Consider the following 21,662-nt stretch of genomic DNA (forward strand, 5'->3'; position numbering starts at 1 on the left):
GCCTCGGACGGCTCGGCAAGCCGGATGATGACCCGCCCGAACCTGCGCGCGCAGGTCGCGCTGTGGCTGCTGCTGCCGCTGCTCGGGCTGCTCGCGCTCGACTCGTGGCTCACGTACCAGCGCGCGATGAGCGCCGCGCACGTCGCGTTCGACCGCACGCTGTCGTCGTCGCTGAAGTCGATTCGCGAAGGCGTGCGGCTCAACGCCGGCGAGATCGAGGTCGACTTGCCGTATCTCGCGCTCGAAATGCTCGAATCGAGCGACGGCGGCAAGATCTACTACCTGATCCGCGAGGACAACGGCCGCACGGTCACCGGCTATCCCGATCTACCGCTGCCGCATGGCCGCGACGCGGGCGACGGCGCGCTGTTCGTCACGCGCTACTACGACGTCGTGTATCGCGGCGAGCAATTGCGGATGGCCGCGTTGCGTATTCCCGTGCACGACGTGCCGACCGCGCAGTCGCGCATCGTGTGGGTGATGGTCGGCGAGACGATCGAGGCGCGTCAGGCGCTCGCGCGCGAGATCCTGATCGGGTCGCTGCTGCAGGAAGGGCTGCTCGTCGTGCTGGCGCTCGGGATCGTGTGGCTCGGCGTCGGGCGCGGGCTGCGGCCGCTGAACCGGCTGTCGGCGACGGTCGCCGCGCGCAGCGAGGACGACACGACGCCGCTCGACACGGGCGCGATGCCGAGCGAACTCACGCCGCTCGTCGATTCGATCAACCAGTACATCGGTCGCACGCAGCGGATGCAGGTGGCGCGGCGCCGCTTCTTCGCCGATGCGGCCCATCAGTTGAAGACGCCGCTCGCGGCCGTGCAGGCGGGCGTCGAGCTTGCGTTGCGGCCCGACGAGCAGCCGCGCGCGAACGTGCACCTGCGGCGCGCAAACGGCGCGGTGCGGCAGGCCGCGAAGATCGTCCAGCAACTGCTGTCGTTGTCGCGGCTCGATTCGGACAGCGGTCATGCGGTCGCGCACAAGCCGGTCGCGCTGCATCGGCTCGCGCGCAGCGTGACGCTGGACTGGTCGCCCGTCGCACGCGCGCGCGGCATCGATCTCGGTTTCGAGCACGAGGCCGATGTCGACGTGCTCGGGCAGTCCGACTTGCTCGGCGAGATGATCGGCAACCTGATCGACAACGCGATCCGTTATGCGGGCGACCATGCGGTGATCACGGTGCGCGTGTCGCGCGACGGCGCGGACGCGCGGCTCGACGTGATCGACAACGGTCCGGGCATTCCGGCCGACGAACGCGACGCGGTGTTCGAGCGCTTCCATCGCGGCAGCAAGACGCAGACGGTCGAAGGCACGGGGCTCGGACTGTCGATCGTGCGCGAGATCGCGCGCGTGCATCAGGGCAGCGTGACGTTGACCGACGCGGCGGGCGGCGGGCTGATCGTGACGATCCGGCTGCCGGCGGCGAGCGACGCGATGCCGCGCGCCGCGTGACGGCGCGTGGCGATACGGCACGCGAAGGGAACGGGCGGCGCTGTCCGGCTGCGGCTCAGTCGCCGAACCCGATCTCCGCTTCGACCGGCTGCCCGACTTCGAGCCACGCGCCCGCGCCTTCGACGACGATCGCATTGATGCCGAACGTCAGCGCGCCGTCGTAGTTCGGGTTCGCGCGATAGGTCTGCATCGTGTCGGTCGGTTCGTGCGGCCATGCGGGATCGGGCGCGCCGGTGGCCTGGTCGATCGTCGGCACCGGGCAGCGCGTGCACAGCTTCACGAGCCGCAGTCGCACCGGCGTGTCGCCGTCGGTGTCGAGGTGCTCGACGAAATCCTCTTCGTATGCGTCGAGATCCGACACGACGATGTTCGGACGGAAGCGGTTCATCGGGATCGCCGGCGCGCCTTTCGCGGCGAGCCGCGCATTCAGGTCGTCGAGCGACGACTGGCCGATCACGAGCAGCGGATAGGCATCCGAGAATTGCGTATGCGTATCGATCTCGCCGGTCCATTGGCGGTTGCAGCGGCGGCGCGCGTCGGGGCCGAAGCGCGCGAGCTTCGTCGGCATGCCGAGGAATTCCGTGAGCCACGCGGCCGTGTCGGCGCCCGTGTCGATCGCGTCGACGGTGTCGCGCCACACGGTCGCGGCCATCGTCGGCGTGGCGGGCGTCGCATCCCCGTCGAGCGGCGTGCGGATGGCCGGCATGCCTGGCGCGTTCAGCACGAGCGCGTCGTTGTCGAGCGCCGGACGGATCAGCGCGAGGCGCGGGTGCGTACGCTGCGTCAGCATCTGCCCGTGCGGATCCGTGATCAGCCAGTGGCGGTCGTACGCGAGGCCCGTTTCGAGCAGTTGCGCACGCGGCAGCGCGATGCCGGCGCAGGATTTGATCGGGTAGACGAAGAGTTCGGTGATGGCTGGCATGACGCTGGCTGAAGGCGGGATGGTCGAATCGCGATTGTGCCAGATCATGCCCGAGTCGTTTGCGCGGCCGGGCGCGGCCACCACCCGTCACGCAAGCGGGAAGCCCGTGTCGAAGGTCGTGCGCACGTCGAGCGGCTGGCGCAGCAGCCCGGCCTTCAGGTAGAAGTCGGCGGTGCGCTGCTGTTCGGCGATCACCTCTGCGTCGATCGGCCGCCAGCGCGTGCCGCGGCGCTCGAACTGCAGCTTCGCGGCCGCCGGCGGAATGCCGATGATGCGTGCGAGCGCGGCCGAATACGCGTCGACGTGCCGGTACGACCAGGCCTGCGCGCGCACGACGCGCCGCAGGAAATCGTGCAGTACGTCGCGCTTCGATGCGATCGCCGCGTCGGTCGCCGCGAGATAGCTGAGGCCCGACCACAGCCCGCGGCCGTTGACCAGCACGCGTGCGCGGCCGCTCGTTTCGGCGAGCGCCGTATAGGGCTCCCAGGTCGCCCACGCGTCGATCGAACCGGTGGCGAGCGCCAGCATCGTATCGGCCGGCGGCAGGAAGCGGAACGACACGGCATCGGGCGGCAGGCCGGCCGCGTCGAGCGCCTTCAGCGTGACGAAATGGCCGATCGAGCCGCGCGTGGTGCCGATGCGCTTGCCCTTCAGGTCGGCCGCGCCTTTCAGCGCGGCGTCGGGCTGCACGAGCACGGCCGTGCCGTACGGATCGGAACGGTTCGCGCCGATCACCTTGATGCGGGCGCCCGATGCGAGCGCGAAGATCACCGGCGCGTCGCCGATCGGCCCGCAGTCGACGGCGGCCGCGTTCAGCGCTTCCGCGAGCGGCGCGGCGGCCGGGAATTCGGTCCACGCGATGTCGTACGCGAGGCCGTTCAGTTCGCCGGCCGCTTCGAGCAGCGCGCGCAGTCCGCCTTTCTGGTCGCCGGCGCGCAGCAGCGGGCGGGCGCCCGATTGCGCGCGCACGGCGGCCGGCGCGGCGGCGATCGTGGCAAGGGCGCTCGCCTGCGCGAGGAAGTGGCGTCGGGTCGGATTCATCGTGAAGTTCGGTTGAAGAAGGGGTTCTGGGATTCAATGCGGGAGCCCGGCCTGGACGTCGCGCACGGGTTCCTGGTCGACGCGCAGCAGCAGCGCGGTCAGTGCGTCGCCGCGGGCGGCCGGCGTGGACGGCCGGACCGCCGCCGTATCCGAGCGGCACAGCAGGTCGGCATCCGACCAGCCGGCGCTGCCCGGCAACGCGCGCGCCCGCAGCCAGCCGCGCCGATCCGCGAGCAGTTGCGTGCCGCCGAGTGCGTCGGGCGCGACGCCGGCGATCGTCGCGAACGCGAGCCACGCGTCGGCGGTCGTCGCGACGCAGTTCGCGCGCGCGCCGGCTGACGTTGGCACGGATGCGCCGCGCTCGGTGATGAGCAAGGTCTGCCAGCGCGCGTCTTCCGGCGGTGGCGTCGCGCCGGGCGCAAGCGCGACGACGCGCACGCGCTGGCCTTCGCGCCAGCGCTCGAGCGCCTGAGGGGCGGCGTCGCCGCAGCGCACGTCGAGGGCCGGCAGCGGGACGGGCGCCGGCCACGCGCCTTCCGCCTGCGCGCCGCTGCCGGCGGCCAGCGCTTTCAGGTAGTCGAGCACGGCCCATGTGTCCTGCGGGCCGAGCGTCGCCGCGAAGCCGGGCATCGTCGACGCGCCGTGCTCGTCCTGCGTGCCGTGACGCACGCGCCAGAACAGTTCGCCGTCGAGGCGACGCGCGAGCAGCGCGCCGGCGAAGGTCGGCGGCCAGTGCGCGAGCGTGGCCGCGAGCGGCCCTTCGCCGCGGCCGTCCGCGCCGTGGCAGGCCGCGCAATGTTGCGTGTACAGGTGCGCGCCGCGCATCACGTTCGATACGGAAAACGGCGCGGGATCGCGCTGGAAGCTCGTCGCCACGGCAGGCGCGAGCCACAGCGAGGCGGGCGGCCACGGCGCGAACCACGCGACGGCGAGCGCGGCGATGGCCGACGCGACACGCCACTTGCGCGAAGCCAGTGCGATACAGGCGAGCACGACGGCCAGTGCCGTCACGCCACAGGCGAACGCGAGCTGCCGCGTGAGCCCCGCGTCGATGCGCAGCGTTTCGAGCGCGATGCGGTGTGTCCACGGCCACGCGGGCTGGCCGTCGGCGTCGCCGGTCAGGCCGATCGCGTGCAGCACCCGCGCCAACGCGATCTGCGCGCGATACAGCAGTTGCAGGAACGCGATGGCCCAGTCGGCGAACGGCGGCGCGTTCATCGCGCGCGTCTCCGGCATGCCGCGGCCAAACGTCGAACGCTACCCGGCATCTACCAGCTCGCATCGAGCCCGAGATGCCGCAGCGCATCGTGGCGCAATGCGGCGAGGCGCGGGTCGCCGCGATGGCGCGGGTAGGGCAGGTCGACGCGCAGTTCGGCGACGATCCTTGCCGGGCGCGGCCCGAACACGATCACGCGCTGCGCGAGGAACAGCGCCTCTTCCACGTCGTGCGTGACGAGCAGCGCGGAGAAACCGTCGCGTTGCCACAGTGCGGTCAGCTCGGCCTGCATCGTGAGCCGCGTCAGCGAATCGAGCTTGCCGAGCGGTTCGTCGAGGATCAGCAGGCGCGGATCGTTGACGAGCGCGCGGGCGAGTGCGACGCGCTGCGCCATCCCGCCGGACAACTGATGCGGAAACACGTTCGCGAAGTCCTGCAGCCCGACGCGCGCGAGCGCATCGTCGACGCGATGCTGCGCGGTGCGCGCCACGCCGCGCGCTTCGAGGCCGAGCGCGACGTTCGCGCGCACGCGCCGCCACGGGTACAGCGTCGGGTCCTGGAACACGACGATGCGCGACGGATCGGGGCGCTCGATCGGCGTGCCGTCCTGCGCGATCGTCCCTTGCCGCGCGGCGTCGAGCCCCGCGACGAGCCGCAGCAGCGTCGATTTCCCGCAACCGCTGGGCCCGAGCAGCGCGACGAATTCGCCGGCCGCGACCGACAGCGACACGTCGTCGAGCACCGGCAGCGCGCCGCCGGGGCCGTCGAACGCATGGCTCACGCGGCGGATGTCGATGCGTGCGCCGCGCGGCGCGGTGACGGCGGGCGCAGCAACTGTGGCAACGGACGATTCGAGTGCGGCGGCGCTTACCATTTGACGGTTCCTTTCTGCCAGGCGAGCACGCGGTCGCGCACCGCGAACAGCAGCGCGATCAGCCCGGAAAACAGCAGCGCCATCACGAGCAGCGCCGCATACATGTTCACGTACGACGCCCAGCCCTGCGCCCAGCTCAAATACCAGCCGAGCCCCGACTTGACGCCCATCATCTCGGCGACGACCAGCACCGTGAACGACGCGCTCAGCCCCATGAAGATGCCGACGAACACGTGCGGCAGCGCGGCCGGAATCGCGACGCGCAGCACGAGGAAGCGCGCGTTCGCGCCGAGCGTGCGCGCGACGTCGTAGTACTGCCGGTTCACGCTCGCGACGCCCGACCACGTCAGCACGGCGACCGGGAAGCCGGTCGACAGCGCGATCAGGAACGCGGCGGCCGAATAGCTCGACGGGAAGAAGTAGAACGTGAGCGGGAGCAGCGCGGTGGCCGGCACGGGGCCGAGCACACGCAGCACCGGATGCACCCAGTAGCCGATCCGGCGCGACCAGCCGATCGACACGCCCACTGCGAAGCCCACCGTGACGCCGTACGCGAACCCGAGCGCGAGCAGCTTCAGCGTGTTGCCGGCGCTGCCGGCGAGGCGCGGCCAGTCGTCGACGTAGACCTCGATCAGCGCTTGCGGCGGCGCAAAGAACGGCGTCGGCAGCCAGCCGGTTTTCGCGGTGACGATTTCCCACGCGGCGAGCACGAGCGGCAGCGCGACGAGCCACGGGCCGGCCGGGCGCACCCGTGCGAGCCGCGTGCGGGTTGCCGCAACGAGATGGCCGAGCGTCGCGGCGGCGAGCAGCAGCGCGGCGACCGTCCACGCGGCCGTGCCGAACGTGTCGGTGTACGCCCAGTCGCTGAAGCCGACGATCCGGTTCGGCCACAGTTGCGTGAGCGCGCCGAGCACGGCCCACGCGAATGCGGCGGCGATCCCGGTCGGCCAGGTGCGCGCGCGCCGCGCGTCGGCGGCCAGCGTGGCTTCGCAGGCCGTGCAGGCTGCGCGCGCGGTGGCGGTAGCGTTGACGTCGCCGGCCGGGGCCGATGCGGCGCGTGCGGCGGAAGCGTGTTCGATCGTCGACATCGCGTTACCCCAGTACGTTCGCATAGACCTGCTGCGCGAAGCGCTGCGGGTCCGTGCTCTTCTTCAGCACGCTGATGCGGCGGAAATCGTCCGCGTAGAACGCGATTTCCTGTTGCAGGTCGACGTTGGTCGGGTGGTGCGTGTAGGTGAGCGTCGCGTACAGCTTGCGCAGATCCTCGGGGCTGATCTTCGGCGAATACTTCGCGAACACCTTTGCGGCTTCGTTCGGGTTGTCGTGCGTGTATTCGGTGGCCTGCACGATCGAGCGCGCGAGCGCGGCGGCGGCGGGCCGGTCGTTGCGCACGAGGTCGCCGCGCGCGCCGATCACGCAGCACACCTTGCGCGCGTATTCGCCGGACAGGTTGGTCGCGAGTTCGGTATACGCGCCGTTGCTGCGCTTTTCGAGCAAATAGAGATTCGGGTCGCCGTCGGCGATCGCGTGGATTTCGCCCTTATCGACCGCGACGCCGAGCAGGTCGGCCGGATACTGCCGCCACGTGATGTCGCGCTCGGGATCGATGCCGTTCTTCGCGAGCAGGATCGAGAAGAAGTGCTTGCCGGGCGCGGCCAGATCGCTGACGCCGACCGTCTTGCCCTTCAGCGCCTGCAGCGTCGTGACGCCGGCCGCCTTCGCGCCGAGCAGCCGCACGCAGCCGCCATGCGAGCTGCCGATGATCTTCACGTCGAAGCCGGCTTCGAGCGGCTTCAGCCAGCGATGGATCATCCCGACCGCCGCATCGGCCTTGCCGGTCGCGATCGATTCGAGCAGTTGATCGGTCGAGCCGCTGTAGTTGATCAGCTCGACCTTCAGCCCGTTCTTCTCGAAGAAGCCGCGCTCCTGCGCGACGACGATCGGCGTCAGGCAGAACGCGTTCTGGTTCCACGCGAACGTGAGTTTCTTCAGCGGCGGCGCGGACCACGCGTTGCGGCCGAGCGTGATCGCCGGCACGGCGAGCGCGGCGGCGCCGGCCGCGCGCAGCAGGCGGCGGCGTTGGTCGTCGTGTGCGTCGGCAGGCGCGGATGCGGTGGTTTGGGTCATGGTCTGGTCTCCGGTGTAGCGGAAGGGCGGATCAGTCGAGCAGATCGGGTTCGTCGGCGACGACACGCGCGAACAGGCTGTCGAACGCGTGCAGCGCGCCGTCGGGGCCGCCGATCTGGCCGTGCGTGTGGCGCGCGGTCGCGTGATCGATCGGTTGCGGCGTGCCGGCCGCTTCGGCCAGCAACTGCGTGTGCGCGACGTTGTCGAGCGCGATGTACCACCATGCGGCGGCCTCGACCGTCGGGCCGGCCGTCAGGATCCCGTGGTTCTTCAGGATCACGCCCTTGTGCGTGGTGCCGTCCGGTTTCGCGAGTGCATTGGCGATCCGTGCGCCTTCGCTCGTGTCGACGACCATCCCCGTGAAGTCGTCGAACAGCGCGTGGTCTTCGTAGAACACGCACGCGTCCTGCGTGAGCGGATCGAGCGGGCGGCCGAGCGTCGACCATGCCTTGCCGTAGGTCGAATGCGTGTGCGCGGCGGCGACGACGTGCGGATGGGCTTCGTGGATCGCCGCATGGATCGCGAACGCGGCCTTGTTCAGCGGCCGTTTGCCGATCGCGGTTTCGCCGCGCGCGTTGACGAGCAGCAGGTCGGAGACCTTGATCTGCGAGAAATGGACACCGAGCGGGTTCACCCAGAAGTGATCGGGCAGCTCCGGATCGCGTGCGGTGATGTGACCGGCGAGGCCCGCCGCGAAGCCGAAGCGCGCGAACAGGCGGAACGCGGCCGCGAGCCGCTCCTGCCGGTGGCGGCGCTCGGCGGCGACGTCGACGCACGGCGCGGGCGGATCGAACCAGAAGTGCTGGCGCAGGGTGTCGGCGAGCACGAGGCCCGATGCGGTACGGTTGGGCGAGGACAGGACGGCGGACATGATCGCGTATGGCTCCGTTGACTCCGTTGGGCTCAGGCGGCGCGGCGCGCCGCGTCGCGGGCGGCGACGGCGCTGCGCACGCGCGGAATCAGTTCGCGGCCGTAGTCGATCGCGTCTTCCAGCGGATCGAAGCCGCGGATCAGGAACGTCGTCACGCCGAGGTCGTAGTAGTCGAGCAGCGCGTCGGCGACTTGTTCGGGCGTGCCGACGAGCGCCGTCGAATTCGAACGCGCGCCGGTGAGCTTCGCGATCTCGGTCCACAGCCGCTTGTCGACGCGCGAGCCGCGCTCGGCCGCGGCGAGCAGGCGGCGCGCGCCTTCGCTCTGCTGCGGGCCGCCGGCGCCGAGCCCGGCCGCTTCGCGCAGCCGGCGCGTCTCGTCGAGGATGCGGTGCGCCCGCGCCCACGCTTCGTCCTCGGTCGCCGCGAGGATCGGGCGGAACGATACGGAGAAGCGCACCTGGCGGCCGTGTTTCGCGGCTTCGGCGCGTACGCGCGTCGTCAGGTCGCGCACCTGGTCGAGCGATTCGCCCCACAGCGCGTAGACGTCCGCATGCTTGCCGGCCACCGCGAGCGCGGCTTCCGATGCGCCGCCGAAGTAGATCGGCACATGCGGCTGCTGGACCGGCTTCACTTCCGAAAAACCCTGCTTGAAGCGGTAATGCGCGCCGTCGTGATCGAACGGCTGCGCTTCGGTCCAGATCCGCCGCAGGATGCCCAGGTATTCGTCGGTGCGTGCGTAGCGTGCGTCGTGATCGAGGAAGTCGCCGTCGCGCTGCTGCTCGCTGTCCGAGCCGCCGGAGATGAAGTGCACGGCGAGCCGGCCGCGACTGAACTGGTCGAGCGTCGCGATCTGCCGTGCGGCGAGCGTCGGCGCGGTGAAGCCCGGGCGATGCGCGAGCATGAAATGGATGCGCTCGGTCGCGGCTGCCGCGAACGCGATCGTCAGCGTCGCCGATGGGCCGGTCGAATGATGCGGCACGAGAATCCGGTCGAAGCCGGCGGTTTCGTGGGCGCGGGCAAAGTCGCGCACATAGTCGGGATCGACGACGGGGCCGGACGCCGGGTGGATTTCCGACTGTTTCTGGCTCTGGATCATGCCGATGAATTCGACGCTCATCTGGGTCTCCGGTGCAGGGACGTCCCGGCGTACGGCCGGGCAGGAATGGAGCGCAGGTTAACGCCGGGATCATGCGGAATGGAAATAATCAATCCCGATTTGAATATCAGATTTGCATGGTTTGGGGTCGCATGCGTTGCGCATACGCTGTGGGCTCGTGAATGATCGGGCGCGCGTTGGCGCCTTGTTTGTTGCCGTCGTGTTCGACCTACCCAGGGAATCCGTTTCGATGTCCGCCAGCCTTGCCGTTTCCTCGCCGCCACCGCACCCTTCGCTGCGCCTTCTGCCGCTCGACGCGGCTGACGTCGCCGACGAGACGAGCGACGCGCGCGTCGCCGCGCTGCTCGAGCGCCTCGCCCCCGAACTCGCCGCCGATGCGGCCCGCAACGACGTCGACGGCCGCTTTCCGCACGAGAACTTCGCGCGACTGCATCGCGCCGGGCTGATCGCGCAGGTCGTGCCGCGCGAGCACGGCGGCGCCGGGGCGACGCTGGCGCGGGCGAGCCGGATCGTCGCCGCCGTCGCGCGGGCAGACCCGGCGACCGCGCTGGTGTTGACGATGACGTATCTGCAGCATCGCGCGCTCGGCCGCGCGGACAACCGCTGGCCGGCGCAGGTGCGGCGCGCGGTGTTCGACAGCGCGGTCGCGCACGGCGCGCTGATCAACGCGCTGCGCGTCGAGCCCGCGCTCGGTTCGCCGTCGCGCGGCGGGCTGCCGGACACCGTCGCGCGCCGCGATGGCGACGGCTGGCGGCTGTCGGGCCACAAGCTCTACAGCACCGGAATTCCGGCGCTGCGCTGGCTGGCCGTGTGGGCGCGTACCGACGAGCCGACGCCGCGTGTCGGCGTGTTTCTCGTGCCGCGCGACCCGGAGACCGACGGCGACCGCATCCGCGTGATCGAAAGCTGGAATCACCTCGGCCTGCGCGCATCGGGCAGCCACGAGGTCGTGTTCGACGACGTGTCGCTGCCGGCCGATCACGCGGTCGACGTGCGCGCGCCGGACGCATGGGCCGTGTCGGCTGCCGCGCACGCGGATGCCGACGCGCAGGCCGATCAGCAGGCGTGGATGGTCGCGCTGCTCGGCAGCCTGTACGACGCGGTGGCGCGCGCATCGCGCGACTGGCTGATCGAGTTCGCGACGACGCGTGCGCCGAGCGGGCTCGGCGCGCCGCTCGCGACGCTGCCGCGCGTGCAGGAGGCGGTCGGCGAAATCGAGGGCTGGCTGCATACGAATCGCGTGCTGCTCGACGAGCACATCGCGCGCACCGACGCAGGCAACGCGCCGTCGCTGACGACCAGCGGCCTCGTCAAGCGCACCGTGACCGAGCACGCGATCCGGACGGTCGAGCAGGCGCTGAAGCTGTCGGGCAATCACGGGTTGAGCCGCGCGAATCCGCTCGAACGCCACTATCGCGACGTGCTGTGCAGCCGCGTGCATACGCCGCAGGACGACGCGATCGCGGCGGCGGCGGGGCGGGCGGTGCTCGATGCGGCGACGCGCGGGCAGACGAGCGCGGCGGCGGAGGCAACGTCACGCAACGGGATCGAAGCCGGTCGACGCGATGCGTGAGCCGGGCCGGGTTGCCGCGCACGGAAACGGCGCTGCGCGACGCGGGCGCCGCGCAGCCACCGCGGCTACGTCAAGCGGCCTGGTCGTGCGATTGCTCGGGCAGCGCGAACGCCGTGCGCGCATGCGCGGCGACGGCCGCCAGCGGCGCGTCGAGGCGCGCCGCATCGTGTCGGCGCAGCAGCCACAGGTCGATCTGCGGCTTGAAATCGGCGAGCGGCACGATGTCGAGCGCGTCGCGCAGCGGGCTGCCTTCGACGAGCGGCAGCGGCATCAGCCCGAGGCCGACGCCGTTTGCAACGCTCTGCAGTTGCAGGTCGCGGCCGTATGCATCGAGCGTGACCGGCATCGGCAGGCCCTGCGCGTCGAGCGCGCGCCGCAGGCCCGCACGAAAGCCGCAGCCGTCCGGATTGAGCACCCAGCCGCGCGCGTGGCAATCGGCGAGCCGGTAGCTGCGGCGCGGCCAGTCGCCCTTGCGGCCGACCGCGACGAGCCGCGTGTCCAGCAGCCGCTCACCCTCGACCTGCGCCGGCAGCACCATCTCGCGGGCGAGGAAGACCAGCGCCGCATCGAGTTCGCGGCGGGCGACACGTTCGACGAGCAGGCCGCCCCATGCGGTCGTGACCTGCGTCGCGAGCGCGGGCCACTGCGCGGCGAGATCCGCGATGAGCGCCGGCAGCATCAGCTCGCCGAGCCCTTGCGTGAGCCCGATCCGGAATTCACCGGCAGGCGGCTGCTCGCCGGCAGTCAGTTCGCGCAGCGCGTCGACCTCGCGCAGGATCGCGCGACACTGTTCGAACACCTGCCGGCCGATGTCGGTCGGGCGCGGCGGCTTCGTGTTGCGGTCGAGCAGCGTCACGCCGAGCGCTTCCTCGAGATTCTGGACGCGCCGCGTGATCGCGGGCTGCGTCATCCCGAGCTCGGCCGCGGCCTGGCTCAGGGTCTGGCAGCGGACGACCGCTGCAAAAGCGTCGATATCGCTAATTTTCATGTTTGTTCTGCATGGTCTTTCGGGTGCATCATGACGATTCATCATATTCAGCATCATATTCGAGGAGCCGGCCGATGAGTACGCTTTCGTTGCAGCAGACGCCGCTGCGTCCGTTCGTCGACGGTCTGGATGCGCTGCTCGCGTCCGGCGCGAACGAGGCGCGCATTCTCGACGAGGGCGGCGCGCTGCTCGCCGCGCTCGTCGAACACGACGACTGGTTGCCCGATGCGTTCGCGCAGCCCGACCCCGAGCGTTACCGGCAGTACCTGCTGCATCTCGACCCGGACGAGCGCTTCTCGGTCGTCAGCTTCGTGTGGGGGCCCGGCCAGGCGACGCCGATCCACGACCACACGGTGTGGGGGCTGATCGGGATGCTGCGCGGCGGCGAGTTCTCGCAGCCGTACCGGTTCGACGCGGCCGGCAAGCCGGTGCCCGCGGGCGACGCCGTGCGGCTGCAGCCGGGCGAGGTCGAGGCCGTGTCGCCGCGCATCGGCGACGTGCATCGCGTGACCAACGCGTTCGCCGACCGCGTATCGATCAGCATCCACGTGTACGGCGCGAACATCGGCAAGGTCGAGCGCGCGGTGTATCTGGACGACGGTACCGTGAAGCCGTTCGTGTCCGGCTATTCGAATGCCTGACGCCCGGCCCGCTCGCGCGGCCCGTTGCGGGTGCGCGCGGGCAGGGCCACGCTCGATCCGTTCCGCTTTCTTCACCGACTTCAACACATTCAACACCGAGACATCGTGACGCAATCCGCCGATTCCACTTCCCGCTTTCCCGTCGCGTCGTACCAGGACGTACGCGCGCGCCTGTTGGCCCGCGACGAGATCGCGCTGATCGACGTACGCGAGGAGGATCCGTACGCACAGGGCCATCCGCTGTGGGCCGCCAACTTTCCGTTGTCGAAGCTCGAACTCGACGCATGGACGCGGATTCCGCGCCGCGACACGCCGGTCGTCGTGTTCGGCGAAGCGGGTGGCGAGGATCTCGCGCCGCGCGCGGCCGCGACGCTCGCGCGGCTCGGCTACACCGACGTGCGGCTGCTCGACGGCGGCCTCGCGGGCTGGGTTGCCGCAGGCGGCGAACTGTTCATCGACGTGAACGTGCCGAGCAAGTCGTTCGGCGAATGGGTCGAGGCCGAGCGCCATACGCCGTCGCTGTCCGCGCAGCAGGTGCAGGCGCTGATCGATGCGAAAGCCGATGTCGTGATCGTCGACGCGCGCCGCTTCGACGAATACCAGACGATGAACATCCCGACGTCGATCAGCGTGCCGGGCGCGGAGCTCGTGCTGCGCGTGCGCGCGCTCGCGCCGGATCCGCGGACGCAGGTGATCGTCAACTGCGCGGGCCGCACGCGCAGCATCATCGGCACGCAGTCGCTCGTCAACGCGGGGCTGCCGAACCCGGTCGCCGCGCTGCGCAACGGCACGATCGGCTGGACGCTGGCCGGCCAGACGCTCGAGCGCGGCGCGGCGCGCCGCTTTCCGGACGAAATCGACGCGACGCAGCGCGACGAAGCGCGTCGGGCCGCCCGCGCGGTGGCCGAGCGCGCCGGCGTGCCGCGCATCGCACTGGCCGACGTCGCGGCGCTCGACGAACCGGGCCGCACGCTGTACCGCTTCGACGTGCGTACGCCGGAGGAATACGAAGCCGGCCACCTGCCGGGCTTCCTGAGCACACCGGGCGGCCAGCTCGTGCAGGAGACCGACCATCACGCGGCCGTGCGCGGCGCGCGGATCGTGCTGGCCGACGATGACGGCGTGCGCGCGGACATGACCGCATCGTGGCTCGCGCAGATGGGCTGGGACGTGCGCGTCGTCGAGCCGGCCGGTACCGCGGCATTCACCGAGCGCGGCCAGCCGCCGCGGGAAGTGCCCGCGACGCCGCCCGCGACCGACGTGTCGCCCGCGACGCTCGCCGGCTGGCTGAAGGAAGCCGCGCCCGGCGAGCTCGCGATCGTCGACGTGACGGCCAGCGCGAACTACGTGAAGCGTCATATCCCGGGCGCGTGGTTTGCCGTGCGCGCGCAGTTGCGCGACGCGCTGGCGGCGATTCCGCCCGCGAAGCGCTACGTGTTCACGTGCGGATCGAGCCTGCTCGCGCGGTTCGCGGCGGATGACGCCCGCGCGCTGCTGCCGGCGTCGGCCGAGATCCGGGTGCTGACCGGCGGCACGGCCGCGTGGATCGACGCCGGGCTGCCGCTCGAGCGCGGCGAGACCCGGCTTGCGTCGCCGCGCATCGACCGCTACCGGCGCCCGTACGAAGGCACCGACAATGCGGCCGCCGCGATGCAGGCGTATCTCGACTGGGAATACGGACTGGTCGACCAGTTGAAGCGGGACGGCACGCACCACTTCAAGGCGATCTGACCGACGCGGGCCAACCGGGCGCGGCCCGTCGTGCGCGGCGCCCGGTCGCGATGCGGGTCGGCGCCGGGTATCAGCGCTTGAACGTATCGACGGCCGTGCGACCGACGGCCGGATCGTCGGTGAAGAAGCCGTCGATGCCCGCGCGCAGGTACGCCTGGATCTCGCGCACCGAGCCGGCCGTGTTGCGCGTGGCCGGCGTGCCGCCGTCCTTCAGCGACGCGGGCAGGAAGTTGTTCTCCGGGCGGAACGTGTACGGATGCACGACGAGGCCGGCCTCGTGCGCATAGCGCACGTACGGCGTCGGCTGCTGCAGCGTGCCGTCCGCGGCGACCGCGATGATCGACGTCTTGTACGGTCCGACGCCGTTCGCATAGGTCGCGATCTCGCGCATCCCGTCGCGCGTCGACAGGTCGCCGTAGGTGCGCGTGTCGTTCGCCTTCACGAAGTCGTACGGGCGCTGACCGGCTTCGTCCATCAGTTGCACGAGCTTCCAGTTCGGCTGGCTCGACTTGATCCGGTTGCGGATCGTCTTCAGGTTCGCGACCTCGAACGACTGGATGTAGACGGTTGCCGTGCGCGACGTGTACGCGTCCTTCAGCAGCGCGTCGACGAGGCGGTCCTCGAGCGGCAGGCCGATCGACTGGAAGTAGGTCGGATGCTTGGTTTCCGGATACAGGTGGATCGTGCGGCCGGTCTGCGCGGACATCTGCTTCGCGAGCGCGACGATCTCGTCGAACGTCGGAATCTCGAACTGGTCGTTGTACGCGGTGTTGGCGGGGCGCACCTGCGGGATGCGCTCGCGCGCCCGCAGCGTCTTCAGCTCGGCGAGCGTGAAATCCTCGGTGAACCAGCCGGTCAACGGCGTGCCGTCGATCGTCTTGGTCGCCTTGCGGCTCGCGAACTGCGGCAGCGCCGACACGTTCGTCGTACCCGAGATCTCGTTCTCGTGGCGCGCGACGAGCACGCCGTCGCGGGTCGACACGAGGTCGGGCTCGATCACGTCGGCGCCGTCCTCGATCGCCTTGCGGTACGACGCGAGCGTGTGTTCGGGGCGCAGCGCGCTCGCGCCGCGATGGCCGACCACCTGGACCTTCGCGGAAATCGGCTGCGTGGGATCGCGCGTCAGATCGTCGCCGCCGCACGCGGCGAGCAGGAACGCGGCGGCACAGGCGAACGGGACGTAGCGCAGGGAGGTCGGGCGCTTGAGGAGCATGTCGATGAACCTTCGAAACGGAGTCGGGAAAGGGTGCTCGCGCCGACGGCCCGGCAGGGCGCCGGGCTGCGGAGTCGAACGGTGCGCGATCGTCGCATCGAATGATTACATATGTATTACGTAGACCTTTCCGTTTCGTTGTGGGGCGGCGACATGCACGGCAGCGCGCGTGACGGCAGGCGGGCGCGCACCGCATTCCGGCCGTCACAGCGAACCCGCGCGCCGGATGCACTAAACTTGCGGGAATTTTGCATCGCCGCACCGGGGCCCACGCCCGGCTGGCGCGACGATGCGGCGACTCGCGGGCCGGCGCGGGCGCCCGGCGCCCGTGGCGTCCGGGGCCCGCGCCGGCCGATTTTTCCCGACCCATGACGACCCATACCGATCCCGCCTATCTGCTCGGCGAGCTGCTGAAGAACGTTTCCCGCTCCTTCTACCTGACGCTGCGCGTGCTGCCCGACGGCATGCGCGACCCGGTCGGCCTCGCGTATTTGCTGGCGCGCGCGGCGGACACGATCGCCGACACGGCGCTCGTCGCGCCCGACCGACGCGCGGCGCTGCTGACCGACCTGCGCGACGACATCGAGCGGCTCGGCGACGGCGCGGCGCTGTCGCGCTCGCTCGACGACGTGACGCGGATGCAGACCGATTCGCACGAACACCTGCTGCTCGGCTCGATGGAGCCGATGCTCGCGCTGCTGCGCGCGCAGCCGGAGGCCGATCGCGCGTCGATCCGCAAGGTCGTCGCGACGCTCACGGCGGGGATGGAATTCGACCTGCGCACGTTTCCGGACGAGCAGTCGGGGCAGGTCGCATCGCTGCCGACGCGCGACGTGCTCGACCGCTACACGTACCTCGTCGCCGGCTGCGTCGGCGAATTCTGGACCGACATGACGGGGATGCACACGCGCGCCGCGCGCGGCTGGGATCTGGCGGACATGCGCGAGAAGGGTATCCGTTTCGGCAAGGCGCTGCAGATGACCAACATCCTGCGCGACTGCGCGAAGGACCTGCGCATCGGCCGCTGCTATCTGCCCGACGACGTGCTGCGCGCGCACGGGCTCGTGGTGGCCGACCTGATGCGGCCCGAGGGTTCGGCGCGCGCGCGCGGCGTGCTGGTCGACCTGCTGCGCGTCGCGCTCGACCAGTATCGCGACGCCTGCCTGTATACGCTCGCGATCCCGCGCCGTTTCGTGCGGCTGCGGCTCGCGTGCCTGTGGCCGATCATGATCGGCCTCGAAACGCTCGAGCTGCTGGCCGGCCACGCGGCGTGGCTCGATCCGGCGAAGCCGGCCAAGGTGCCGAGAAAACGTATCTACCGGATCATGGCGGCGTCGCTCGCGCTGGTCGGTTCGAACACGGCGATCCGCACGCGCCTGACCGCGCTCGCCGATGCTGTGTCCGCGCGGCTCGCGCGCCCCGCCACGCAGTCCTGAAGATCGCCGGCGCGACACGCGCCGGCATCGCCTCCCGGTCCGCGTTCGCCGGACCGTACCCGTCCGGTTCCCGGCACGTCGACTAAAAACGTTTTCATGATTTCGTGTCTCGAAATGTGGGTGTCACGAACGTCAGCGATCCTGCGCGGCGGCGTGAATCGCGGCGTCAGCTTCGATCGCGCATTGGTAAGACGTTTTGTCGCCGAAGGCGTCTGACGACATCGGACGGTCGTGTTGCACCCGTAAAAATGTAAAGCTAGGGTTTTCACCGGGAAATGCCGGAAACACCCGCTGAGCAAGCGTTTGGGGCTGTCTTGTAACCGTTTGGTGAACCGCTGCGTTGCGTCGATCATACGATGACCGACTGCACATGTTGGGAAACAATCGGTAATCCGTCAGAATCGCGTCGGCATGTACTCGCACATGTGTCGGTCATAAAACCACACCAGAAAAGAAACATTCTTTGAGGACGGAGAATCAATGAAAAAGCGCGTCGCTTTCGCCATGACGGCAGTCGGTCTCGCAGCCGCTACCGCCGCCCACGCCCAGAGCAGCGTGACGCTGTACGGTATCGTCGACAACGGTATCGCCTGGCAGAACAATTCGTCGGCAACCGGCGCGACCACGGGTGGTCACTCGAAGGTGCAGATGTCCACCGGCGTGTGGGCAGGCAGCCGCTTCGGCCTGAAGGGCAGCGAAGACCTCGGCGGCGGCACGAAGGCGATTTTCCAGTTGGAAGCCGGCGTCAACACGGCTAACGGCTCGTCGCAGTGGACGGGCGGCATCTTCACGCGTCAGGCATGGGTTGGTATGACGAACCCGACGTACGGTACGCTGACGGCCGGCCGCCAGTACACCGCGTACTACACGCTGCTGTCGCCGTACAGCCCGACGACCTGGCTGACCGGCTACTACGGCGCGCACCCGGGCGATATCGATTCGCTGGATACCAGCTACCGCGCGAACAACTCGCTCGTCTACATGTCGCCGAAGTTCTACGGCTTCACGGTCGGCGGTTCGTACTCGTTCGGCGGCGTCGCAGGCGCGACGAACCGCGGCTCGACGTGGAGCGCGGCGATCCAGTACCTGAACGGCCCGGCAGGCATCGCGGTCGGCTACCAGAAGATCAACAACTCGACGCTCGGCGGCGGTGTGTGGGGTGCGAACTCGACCGCGCAGAACGGTCTGGACACGAGCGGCAACGGTGCGGAACAGGCCGTGTCGTCGATCAACAACGGCTACAAGACGGCACAGTCGCAACAACGCGTCGCCGTGACGGCCGGTTACCAGTTCACGCCGTCGTGGGATATTTCGGCGTCGTACTCGAACGTCCAGTACATCCCGGGCGTGGGTTCGTCGTTCCGCAACACGGCGATCTTCAACACGGCAGGCGCCGTGCTGCACTGGAAGGCATCGGCTCAGTGGGACTTCGCCGCAGGCTACTCGTACACGCGTGCGACCGAGTCGAACGGCATCTCGAGCTCGGCCAAGTACCACCAGGTCACGCTGTCGCAGTACTACAGCCTGTCGAAGCGCACGGGCCTGTACGCAGTTGAGGCGTACCAGCACGCGAGCGGCAACACGCTCAACGGCGCGGCGGTCATCGCGGCAACGACCTCGATCGGCGACGGCGTGGGCGCAGGTTCGAAGCAGAACCAGATCGGCGTCGGCGTCGGCCTGATCCACCGCTTCTGATGTCGCGCGGCGCGCGAGCGCCGCTCACGGCATGCGGGATGAAAAACCGGCCTTCGGGCCGGTTTTTTCGTTTACGTCGCGAGCCGATACGCGATCCGTCTCATCGGATCACTGATCGATCGGCGACTTCAGCGGCTGATGCTCGCCCGTCAACCCGAACACGACGAGTTGCGCGGGCTCGGTCGCGCTCGCGTTGCGCGATACCGGATGGCGCGAGCCGGGCGGCTCGTACCAGCCTTCGCCGGCCCGATAGCGGCGCAGCGGTCCGTCGTTTACCTGCGACAGCACTTCGCCTTTCGACACGACGGCGAACACCGAGCCGAGGTGCTTGTGCGGTTCGGACACCTGACCGGGCGCATAGTCGACCGTCGCGACGACCGCGAGCTTGCCGGGCGCCTCGGGCACGGCCTGCTGCATGATCGCGTGCACGCTGTCGCCGGCGTCGTGCGCGCGAGCGGCGGCCGGCAGCGCCGCGGCGAGCACGAGCCCGGCGCACAGCGCGACGCGATGGAGCGGGGAACGGATCATCGTCGGCTCCTTACTCGGGCATCTTGCGGAACGCGATCGCGAAGCGGTTCCACGAGTTGATCGTCGCGATCAGCATCGACAGGTCGAACAGTTCCTCGTCGGTGAAGTGCGGCTTCACGGCTTCCCATACGGCGTCGGGCACGTGGTTGCTGGCCACCAGCGTCAGCGCCTCGGTCCATTCCAGCGCCGCGCGTTCGCGCTCGGTGAAGAACGGCGTTTCGCGCCACGTGACGACGGTCGCGAGACGGCGGTCGGTTTCGCCACCCTTGCGCGCGTCGGACGTGTGCATGTCGACGCAGAACGCGCAGCCGTTGATCTGCGACGCGCGCAGGCGGACGAGCTCGGCGAGCGGCTTCTCGATCGAGCTCTTCGCGAGGAATTCCTCGGCGTTGCGCATCACCTTGATCGCATTCGGGCTGGCGGCATAGAAGTTCAGGCGCGGTTGCATGGCAGGTCCTCTTCGGTTGGGTGCGCCGGGGTGGCGCGACAGGACCCACTTTAAGCACCGCATTGGCCTTCTTGAATAGCCAATTTCGTGCAAATTCAGGTAACCAGTGGCGACCCGTCTACGATGCCGGCCTCCAGCAAGCCGGCCAGCTTCGCGAGCGCCGTGTCGATGCGCAGCGCGTCGATCCCGCCATAGCCGAACAGCAGCCCCGGGCGCACCGGCACGCCCACGTGGAACGCGGAGATCCCGTACAGGCCGATGTCCTGCGCGCGCGCCGCGCGGACCAGCGCCGCTTCGTCGAGCCCCGGTTTCAGGTGCGCGGCGAGATGGATGCCGGCGGTCGGCACGATCGCGTCGAACCACGGCGCGAGTCCGCCGCGCAGGTGCGCGACCAGCATCTTGCGACGCGCGTCGTAGTGCTTCTGCACGCGCTTCAGGTGCCGCGCGAAATCGCCTTCGAGCATGAAGCGCGCGAGCGCTGCCTGCGTCAGCGTGCACGTGTGCCAGTCGACGATCTGCTTCGCCTTGGCCAGCGCGCCGCGCAGCGCGCGCGGCGGAATCGCGTAGCCGATCCGCAGCTCGGGGAAGATCGTCTTCGAGAACGTGCCGACGTACGCAACGAGGCCCGTGCGGTCCAGGCTCTTCAGCGATTCGACCGGCCGGCCCTCGAAGCGGAATTCGCCGTCGTAGTCGTCCTCGATGATCACCGCGCGGCGGCGCTGTGCCCATTCGAGCAGCGCGACGCGGCGATCGAGCGTCATCGGCATGCCGAGCGGGAACTGGTGCGACGGGGTCACGTAGACGAGCCGCGCGTCGTCCGGCAGCCGTTCCGTGACGAGGCCCTGCGCGTCGACCGGCACGCCGATCACCGTCGCGCCGAGCGACGCGAATGCGGCGCGCGCGGGCGGATAGCCGGGATCCTCGACCGCGACGACGTCGCCCGGCCGGACGACGACGCGCGCGAGCAGGTCGAGCGCCTGCTGCGCGCCTTGCGTGACGAGCACGTCGTCCCAACTGCAGGCGACCGCGCGGCTGAATCCGACGTAGCGCGCGATCGCGCCGCGCAACTGCGGATCGCCGGCCGGGTCGTGGTACTGGCCGGGCCCGCGTGCCTGCTGGCGCAGCGCGTGATGCAGGCAGCGCCGCCAGGCGTCGAACGGGAAGAGTGCCTTGTCGGTTACGCCGCCGCGAAAGTCGAAGCCGGGGGAGTCCTGCGGCGCGGGCATCGCGAGTGCGTCGGGCAGGTCGTTCCACAGCGCGCGTGCATCGACCGCGTCGATGCGCGGCATGTCGTCGACGATCGACGGCGCCGACGTCGCCGCGGCATGCGGCACGCGCGCGAGGCCGCCGGCGACGAACGTGCCGTCGCCCGCGCGCGTCGTCAGGTAACCCTCGGCGACGAGGCGCTCGAACGCGTCGAGCGTCGTCTTGCGCGACACGCCGAGCTGTTTCGCGAGATCGCGCGTCGACGGCAGCCGCGCGCCGCCTTCGAGACGCCCGTCGACGATCGCCGTGCGCAGTTGCCGGAAAATTTGCCCCGTCAGGTCGTGACGGCCTTCGATGCGGATCGCGATGTCCATCGCAGTGGTTACCTTGATTCCCGGGATTTCGCCTTGATCAGCATACCGGAAGTCGACCGGGCGGCGGCCGTTCGCGGCAGGCTGGCGCGGTCGCCATCGTCCGTCGGTGCCTTGCGATCCATGACGCGCTCACCACGGAGGGGGCCGTGCTGTCCGAAGGCGAACTGCTGCGGTGTTGTCGGGTTGTTCGGCCGGTGGGCGGTCGAGGGCGGGA

General features: G+C 70.0%; 19 protein-coding genes. 6 read left to right on the forward strand and 13 right to left on the reverse strand.

The window, feature by feature from the left end; translation table 11 throughout:
- The first annotated feature begins 27 nt into the window (after positions 1 to 27).
- Positions 28 to 1,446, forward strand: a complete 1,419-nt coding sequence (locus tag CFB49_RS21640; protein ID WP_089492810.1) for a sensor histidine kinase — start codon at positions 28 to 30, stop codon at positions 1,444 to 1,446.
- A gap of 55 nt (positions 1,447 to 1,501) precedes the next feature.
- Here the strand turns inward: CFB49_RS21640 and CFB49_RS21645 are convergent, their stop codons facing one another.
- From CFB49_RS21645 to CFB49_RS21680, 8 genes are all read right to left on the reverse strand, one after another.
- Positions 1,502 to 2,368 (reverse strand): MOSC domain-containing protein, encoded by an 867-nt coding sequence (locus CFB49_RS21645; protein ID WP_069616593.1) that lies wholly within the window; start codon positions 2,366 to 2,368, stop codon positions 1,502 to 1,504.
- 87 nt (positions 2,369 to 2,455) lie between these two features.
- Entirely contained in the window at positions 2,456 to 3,409 is a 954-nt protein-coding gene (locus CFB49_RS21650) for an ABC transporter substrate-binding protein (RefSeq protein ID WP_089492266.1), read from the reverse strand.
- Between the two features lie 33 nt (positions 3,410 to 3,442).
- Positions 3,443 to 4,627, reverse strand: coding sequence for a c-type cytochrome (locus CFB49_RS21655; RefSeq protein WP_089492811.1), 1,185 nt, complete (start codon positions 4,625 to 4,627; stop codon positions 3,443 to 3,445).
- A 50-nt stretch (positions 4,628 to 4,677) separates the two neighbouring features.
- The gene (locus CFB49_RS21660) at positions 4,678 to 5,499 is read right to left on the reverse strand and encodes an ABC transporter ATP-binding protein (protein WP_069616431.1); all 822 of its coding nucleotides are present in this window, start codon (positions 5,497 to 5,499) and stop codon (positions 4,678 to 4,680) included.
- A complete protein-coding gene (locus CFB49_RS21665; protein WP_089492267.1) occupies positions 5,493 to 6,587 on the reverse strand; it encodes an ABC transporter permease in 1,095 nt (364 codons plus the stop codon). Before CFB49_RS21665 ends, CFB49_RS21660 begins: the two co-directional genes overlap by 7 nt.
- A gap of 4 nt (positions 6,588 to 6,591) precedes the next feature.
- Positions 6,592 to 7,626 carry an ABC transporter substrate-binding protein gene (locus tag CFB49_RS21670; RefSeq protein ID WP_069616433.1) on the reverse strand — a complete coding sequence of 345 codons (1,035 nt, stop codon included), beginning with the start codon at positions 7,624 to 7,626 and terminating at the stop codon, positions 6,592 to 6,594.
- 31 nt (positions 7,627 to 7,657) lie between these two features.
- Positions 7,658 to 8,497 (reverse strand): class II aldolase/adducin family protein, encoded by an 840-nt coding sequence (locus CFB49_RS21675; protein WP_089492268.1) that lies wholly within the window; start codon positions 8,495 to 8,497, stop codon positions 7,658 to 7,660.
- A 32-nt stretch (positions 8,498 to 8,529) separates the two neighbouring features.
- Entirely contained in the window at positions 8,530 to 9,615 is a 1,086-nt protein-coding gene (locus CFB49_RS21680) for an LLM class flavin-dependent oxidoreductase (RefSeq protein ID WP_050010917.1), read from the reverse strand.
- 229 nt (positions 9,616 to 9,844) lie between these two features.
- On the opposite strand from CFB49_RS21680, the gene CFB49_RS21685 reads away from it, so the two are divergent.
- The gene (locus CFB49_RS21685) at positions 9,845 to 11,188 is read left to right on the forward strand and encodes an acyl-CoA dehydrogenase family protein (protein ID WP_089492269.1); all 1,344 of its coding nucleotides are present in this window, start codon (positions 9,845 to 9,847) and stop codon (positions 11,186 to 11,188) included.
- Between the two features lie 70 nt (positions 11,189 to 11,258).
- Here CFB49_RS21685 and CFB49_RS21690 read toward each other — a convergent pair whose 3' ends face one another.
- Positions 11,259 to 12,233, reverse strand: coding sequence for a LysR family transcriptional regulator (locus tag CFB49_RS21690; RefSeq protein WP_179234929.1), 975 nt, complete (start codon positions 12,231 to 12,233; stop codon positions 11,259 to 11,261).
- A 17-nt stretch (positions 12,234 to 12,250) separates the two neighbouring features.
- Here CFB49_RS21690 and CFB49_RS21695 point away from each other — a divergent pair, with 17 nt between their 5' ends.
- Together CFB49_RS21695 and CFB49_RS21700 are read left to right on the forward strand one after the other, a co-directional pair.
- A complete protein-coding gene (locus CFB49_RS21695) occupies positions 12,251 to 12,817 on the forward strand; it encodes a cysteine dioxygenase (protein ID WP_069616438.1) in 567 nt (188 codons plus the stop codon).
- Positions 12,818 to 12,922: 105 nt separating this feature from the next.
- A complete protein-coding gene (locus CFB49_RS21700; protein WP_089492270.1) occupies positions 12,923 to 14,548 on the forward strand; it encodes a rhodanese-related sulfurtransferase in 1,626 nt (541 codons plus the stop codon).
- Between the two features lie 70 nt (positions 14,549 to 14,618).
- Here the strand turns inward: CFB49_RS21700 and CFB49_RS21705 are convergent, their stop codons facing one another.
- On the reverse strand, positions 14,619 to 15,761 hold the full coding sequence (locus tag CFB49_RS21705; protein ID WP_089436388.1) for a glycerophosphodiester phosphodiesterase: 1,143 nt from the start codon (positions 15,759 to 15,761) through the stop codon (positions 14,619 to 14,621).
- Between the two features lie 368 nt (positions 15,762 to 16,129).
- Here CFB49_RS21705 and CFB49_RS21710 point away from each other — a divergent pair, with 368 nt between their 5' ends.
- Positions 16,130 to 17,197: a squalene/phytoene synthase family protein gene (locus CFB49_RS21710; RefSeq protein ID WP_089492271.1), complete on the forward strand. Its 1,068-nt coding sequence runs from the start codon at positions 16,130 to 16,132 to the stop codon at positions 17,195 to 17,197.
- Between the two features lie 480 nt (positions 17,198 to 17,677).
- On the forward strand, positions 17,678 to 18,892 hold the full coding sequence (locus CFB49_RS21715; protein ID WP_069616442.1) for a porin: 1,215 nt from the start codon (positions 17,678 to 17,680) through the stop codon (positions 18,890 to 18,892).
- Positions 18,893 to 19,000: 108 nt separating this feature from the next.
- On the opposite strand, the gene CFB49_RS21720 is transcribed toward CFB49_RS21715, so the two are convergent.
- The 3 genes from CFB49_RS21720 to pdxR form a co-directional block, all read right to left on the reverse strand.
- Positions 19,001 to 19,420, reverse strand: a complete 420-nt coding sequence (locus CFB49_RS21720) for a cupin domain-containing protein (RefSeq protein ID WP_089492272.1) — start codon at positions 19,418 to 19,420, stop codon at positions 19,001 to 19,003.
- Positions 19,421 to 19,430: 10 nt separating this feature from the next.
- On the reverse strand, positions 19,431 to 19,868 hold the full coding sequence (locus CFB49_RS21725; RefSeq protein WP_089492273.1) for a carboxymuconolactone decarboxylase family protein: 438 nt from the start codon (positions 19,866 to 19,868) through the stop codon (positions 19,431 to 19,433).
- A 95-nt stretch (positions 19,869 to 19,963) separates the two neighbouring features.
- The gene (pdxR, locus tag CFB49_RS21730) at positions 19,964 to 21,448 is read right to left on the reverse strand and encodes a MocR-like pyridoxine biosynthesis transcription factor PdxR (protein WP_089492274.1); all 1,485 of its coding nucleotides are present in this window, start codon (positions 21,446 to 21,448) and stop codon (positions 19,964 to 19,966) included.
- Between the last annotated feature and the right edge of the window lie 214 nt (positions 21,449 to 21,662).

The sequence above is a fragment of the Burkholderia sp. AU17457 genome (genome assembly GCF_002223255.1).
Taxonomy (GTDB): domain Bacteria; phylum Pseudomonadota; class Gammaproteobacteria; order Burkholderiales; family Burkholderiaceae; genus Burkholderia; species Burkholderia sola.

Excerpts from the sequence above, each read along its gene's own strand:
- CFB49_RS21690 (WP_179234929.1), bottom strand. The coding sequence starts at position 12,233 with ATGATGCTGAATATGATGAATCGTCATGATGCACCCGAAAGACCATGC.
- CFB49_RS21680 (WP_050010917.1), bottom strand. The coding sequence starts at position 9,615 with ATGAGCGTCGAATTCATCGGCATGATCCAGAGCCAGAAACAGTCGGAA.
- CFB49_RS21685 (WP_089492269.1), top strand. The coding sequence starts at position 9,845 with ATGTCCGCCAGCCTTGCCGTTTCCTCGCCGCCACCGCACCCTTCGCTG.
- CFB49_RS21650 (WP_089492266.1), bottom strand. The coding sequence starts at position 3,409 with ATGAATCCGACCCGACGCCACTTCCTCGCGCAGGCGAGCGCCCTTGCC.
- CFB49_RS21725 (WP_089492273.1), bottom strand. The coding sequence starts at position 19,868 with ATGCAACCGCGCCTGAACTTCTATGCCGCCAGCCCGAATGCGATCAAG.
- CFB49_RS21710 (WP_089492271.1), top strand. The coding sequence starts at position 16,130 with ATGACGACCCATACCGATCCCGCCTATCTGCTCGGCGAGCTGCTGAAG.
- CFB49_RS21715 (WP_069616442.1), top strand. The coding sequence starts at position 17,678 with ATGAAAAAGCGCGTCGCTTTCGCCATGACGGCAGTCGGTCTCGCAGCC.
- CFB49_RS21705 (WP_089436388.1), bottom strand. The coding sequence starts at position 15,761 with ATGCTCCTCAAGCGCCCGACCTCCCTGCGCTACGTCCCGTTCGCCTGT.
- CFB49_RS21695 (WP_069616438.1), top strand. The coding sequence starts at position 12,251 with ATGAGTACGCTTTCGTTGCAGCAGACGCCGCTGCGTCCGTTCGTCGAC.
- CFB49_RS21665 (WP_089492267.1), bottom strand. The coding sequence starts at position 6,587 with ATGTCGACGATCGAACACGCTTCCGCCGCACGCGCCGCATCGGCCCCG.
- CFB49_RS21670 (WP_069616433.1), bottom strand. The coding sequence starts at position 7,626 with ATGACCCAAACCACCGCATCCGCGCCTGCCGACGCACACGACGACCAA.
- pdxR (WP_089492274.1), bottom strand. The coding sequence starts at position 21,448 with ATGGACATCGCGATCCGCATCGAAGGCCGTCACGACCTGACGGGGCAA.
- CFB49_RS21675 (WP_089492268.1), bottom strand. The coding sequence starts at position 8,497 with ATGTCCGCCGTCCTGTCCTCGCCCAACCGTACCGCATCGGGCCTCGTG.
- CFB49_RS21640 (WP_089492810.1), top strand. The coding sequence starts at position 28 with ATGACCCGCCCGAACCTGCGCGCGCAGGTCGCGCTGTGGCTGCTGCTG.
- CFB49_RS21660 (WP_069616431.1), bottom strand. The coding sequence starts at position 5,499 with ATGGTAAGCGCCGCCGCACTCGAATCGTCCGTTGCCACAGTTGCTGCG.
- CFB49_RS21720 (WP_089492272.1), bottom strand. The coding sequence starts at position 19,420 with ATGATCCGTTCCCCGCTCCATCGCGTCGCGCTGTGCGCCGGGCTCGTG.
- CFB49_RS21645 (WP_069616593.1), bottom strand. The coding sequence starts at position 2,368 with ATGCCAGCCATCACCGAACTCTTCGTCTACCCGATCAAATCCTGCGCC.
- CFB49_RS21655 (WP_089492811.1), bottom strand. The coding sequence starts at position 4,627 with ATGAACGCGCCGCCGTTCGCCGACTGGGCCATCGCGTTCCTGCAACTG.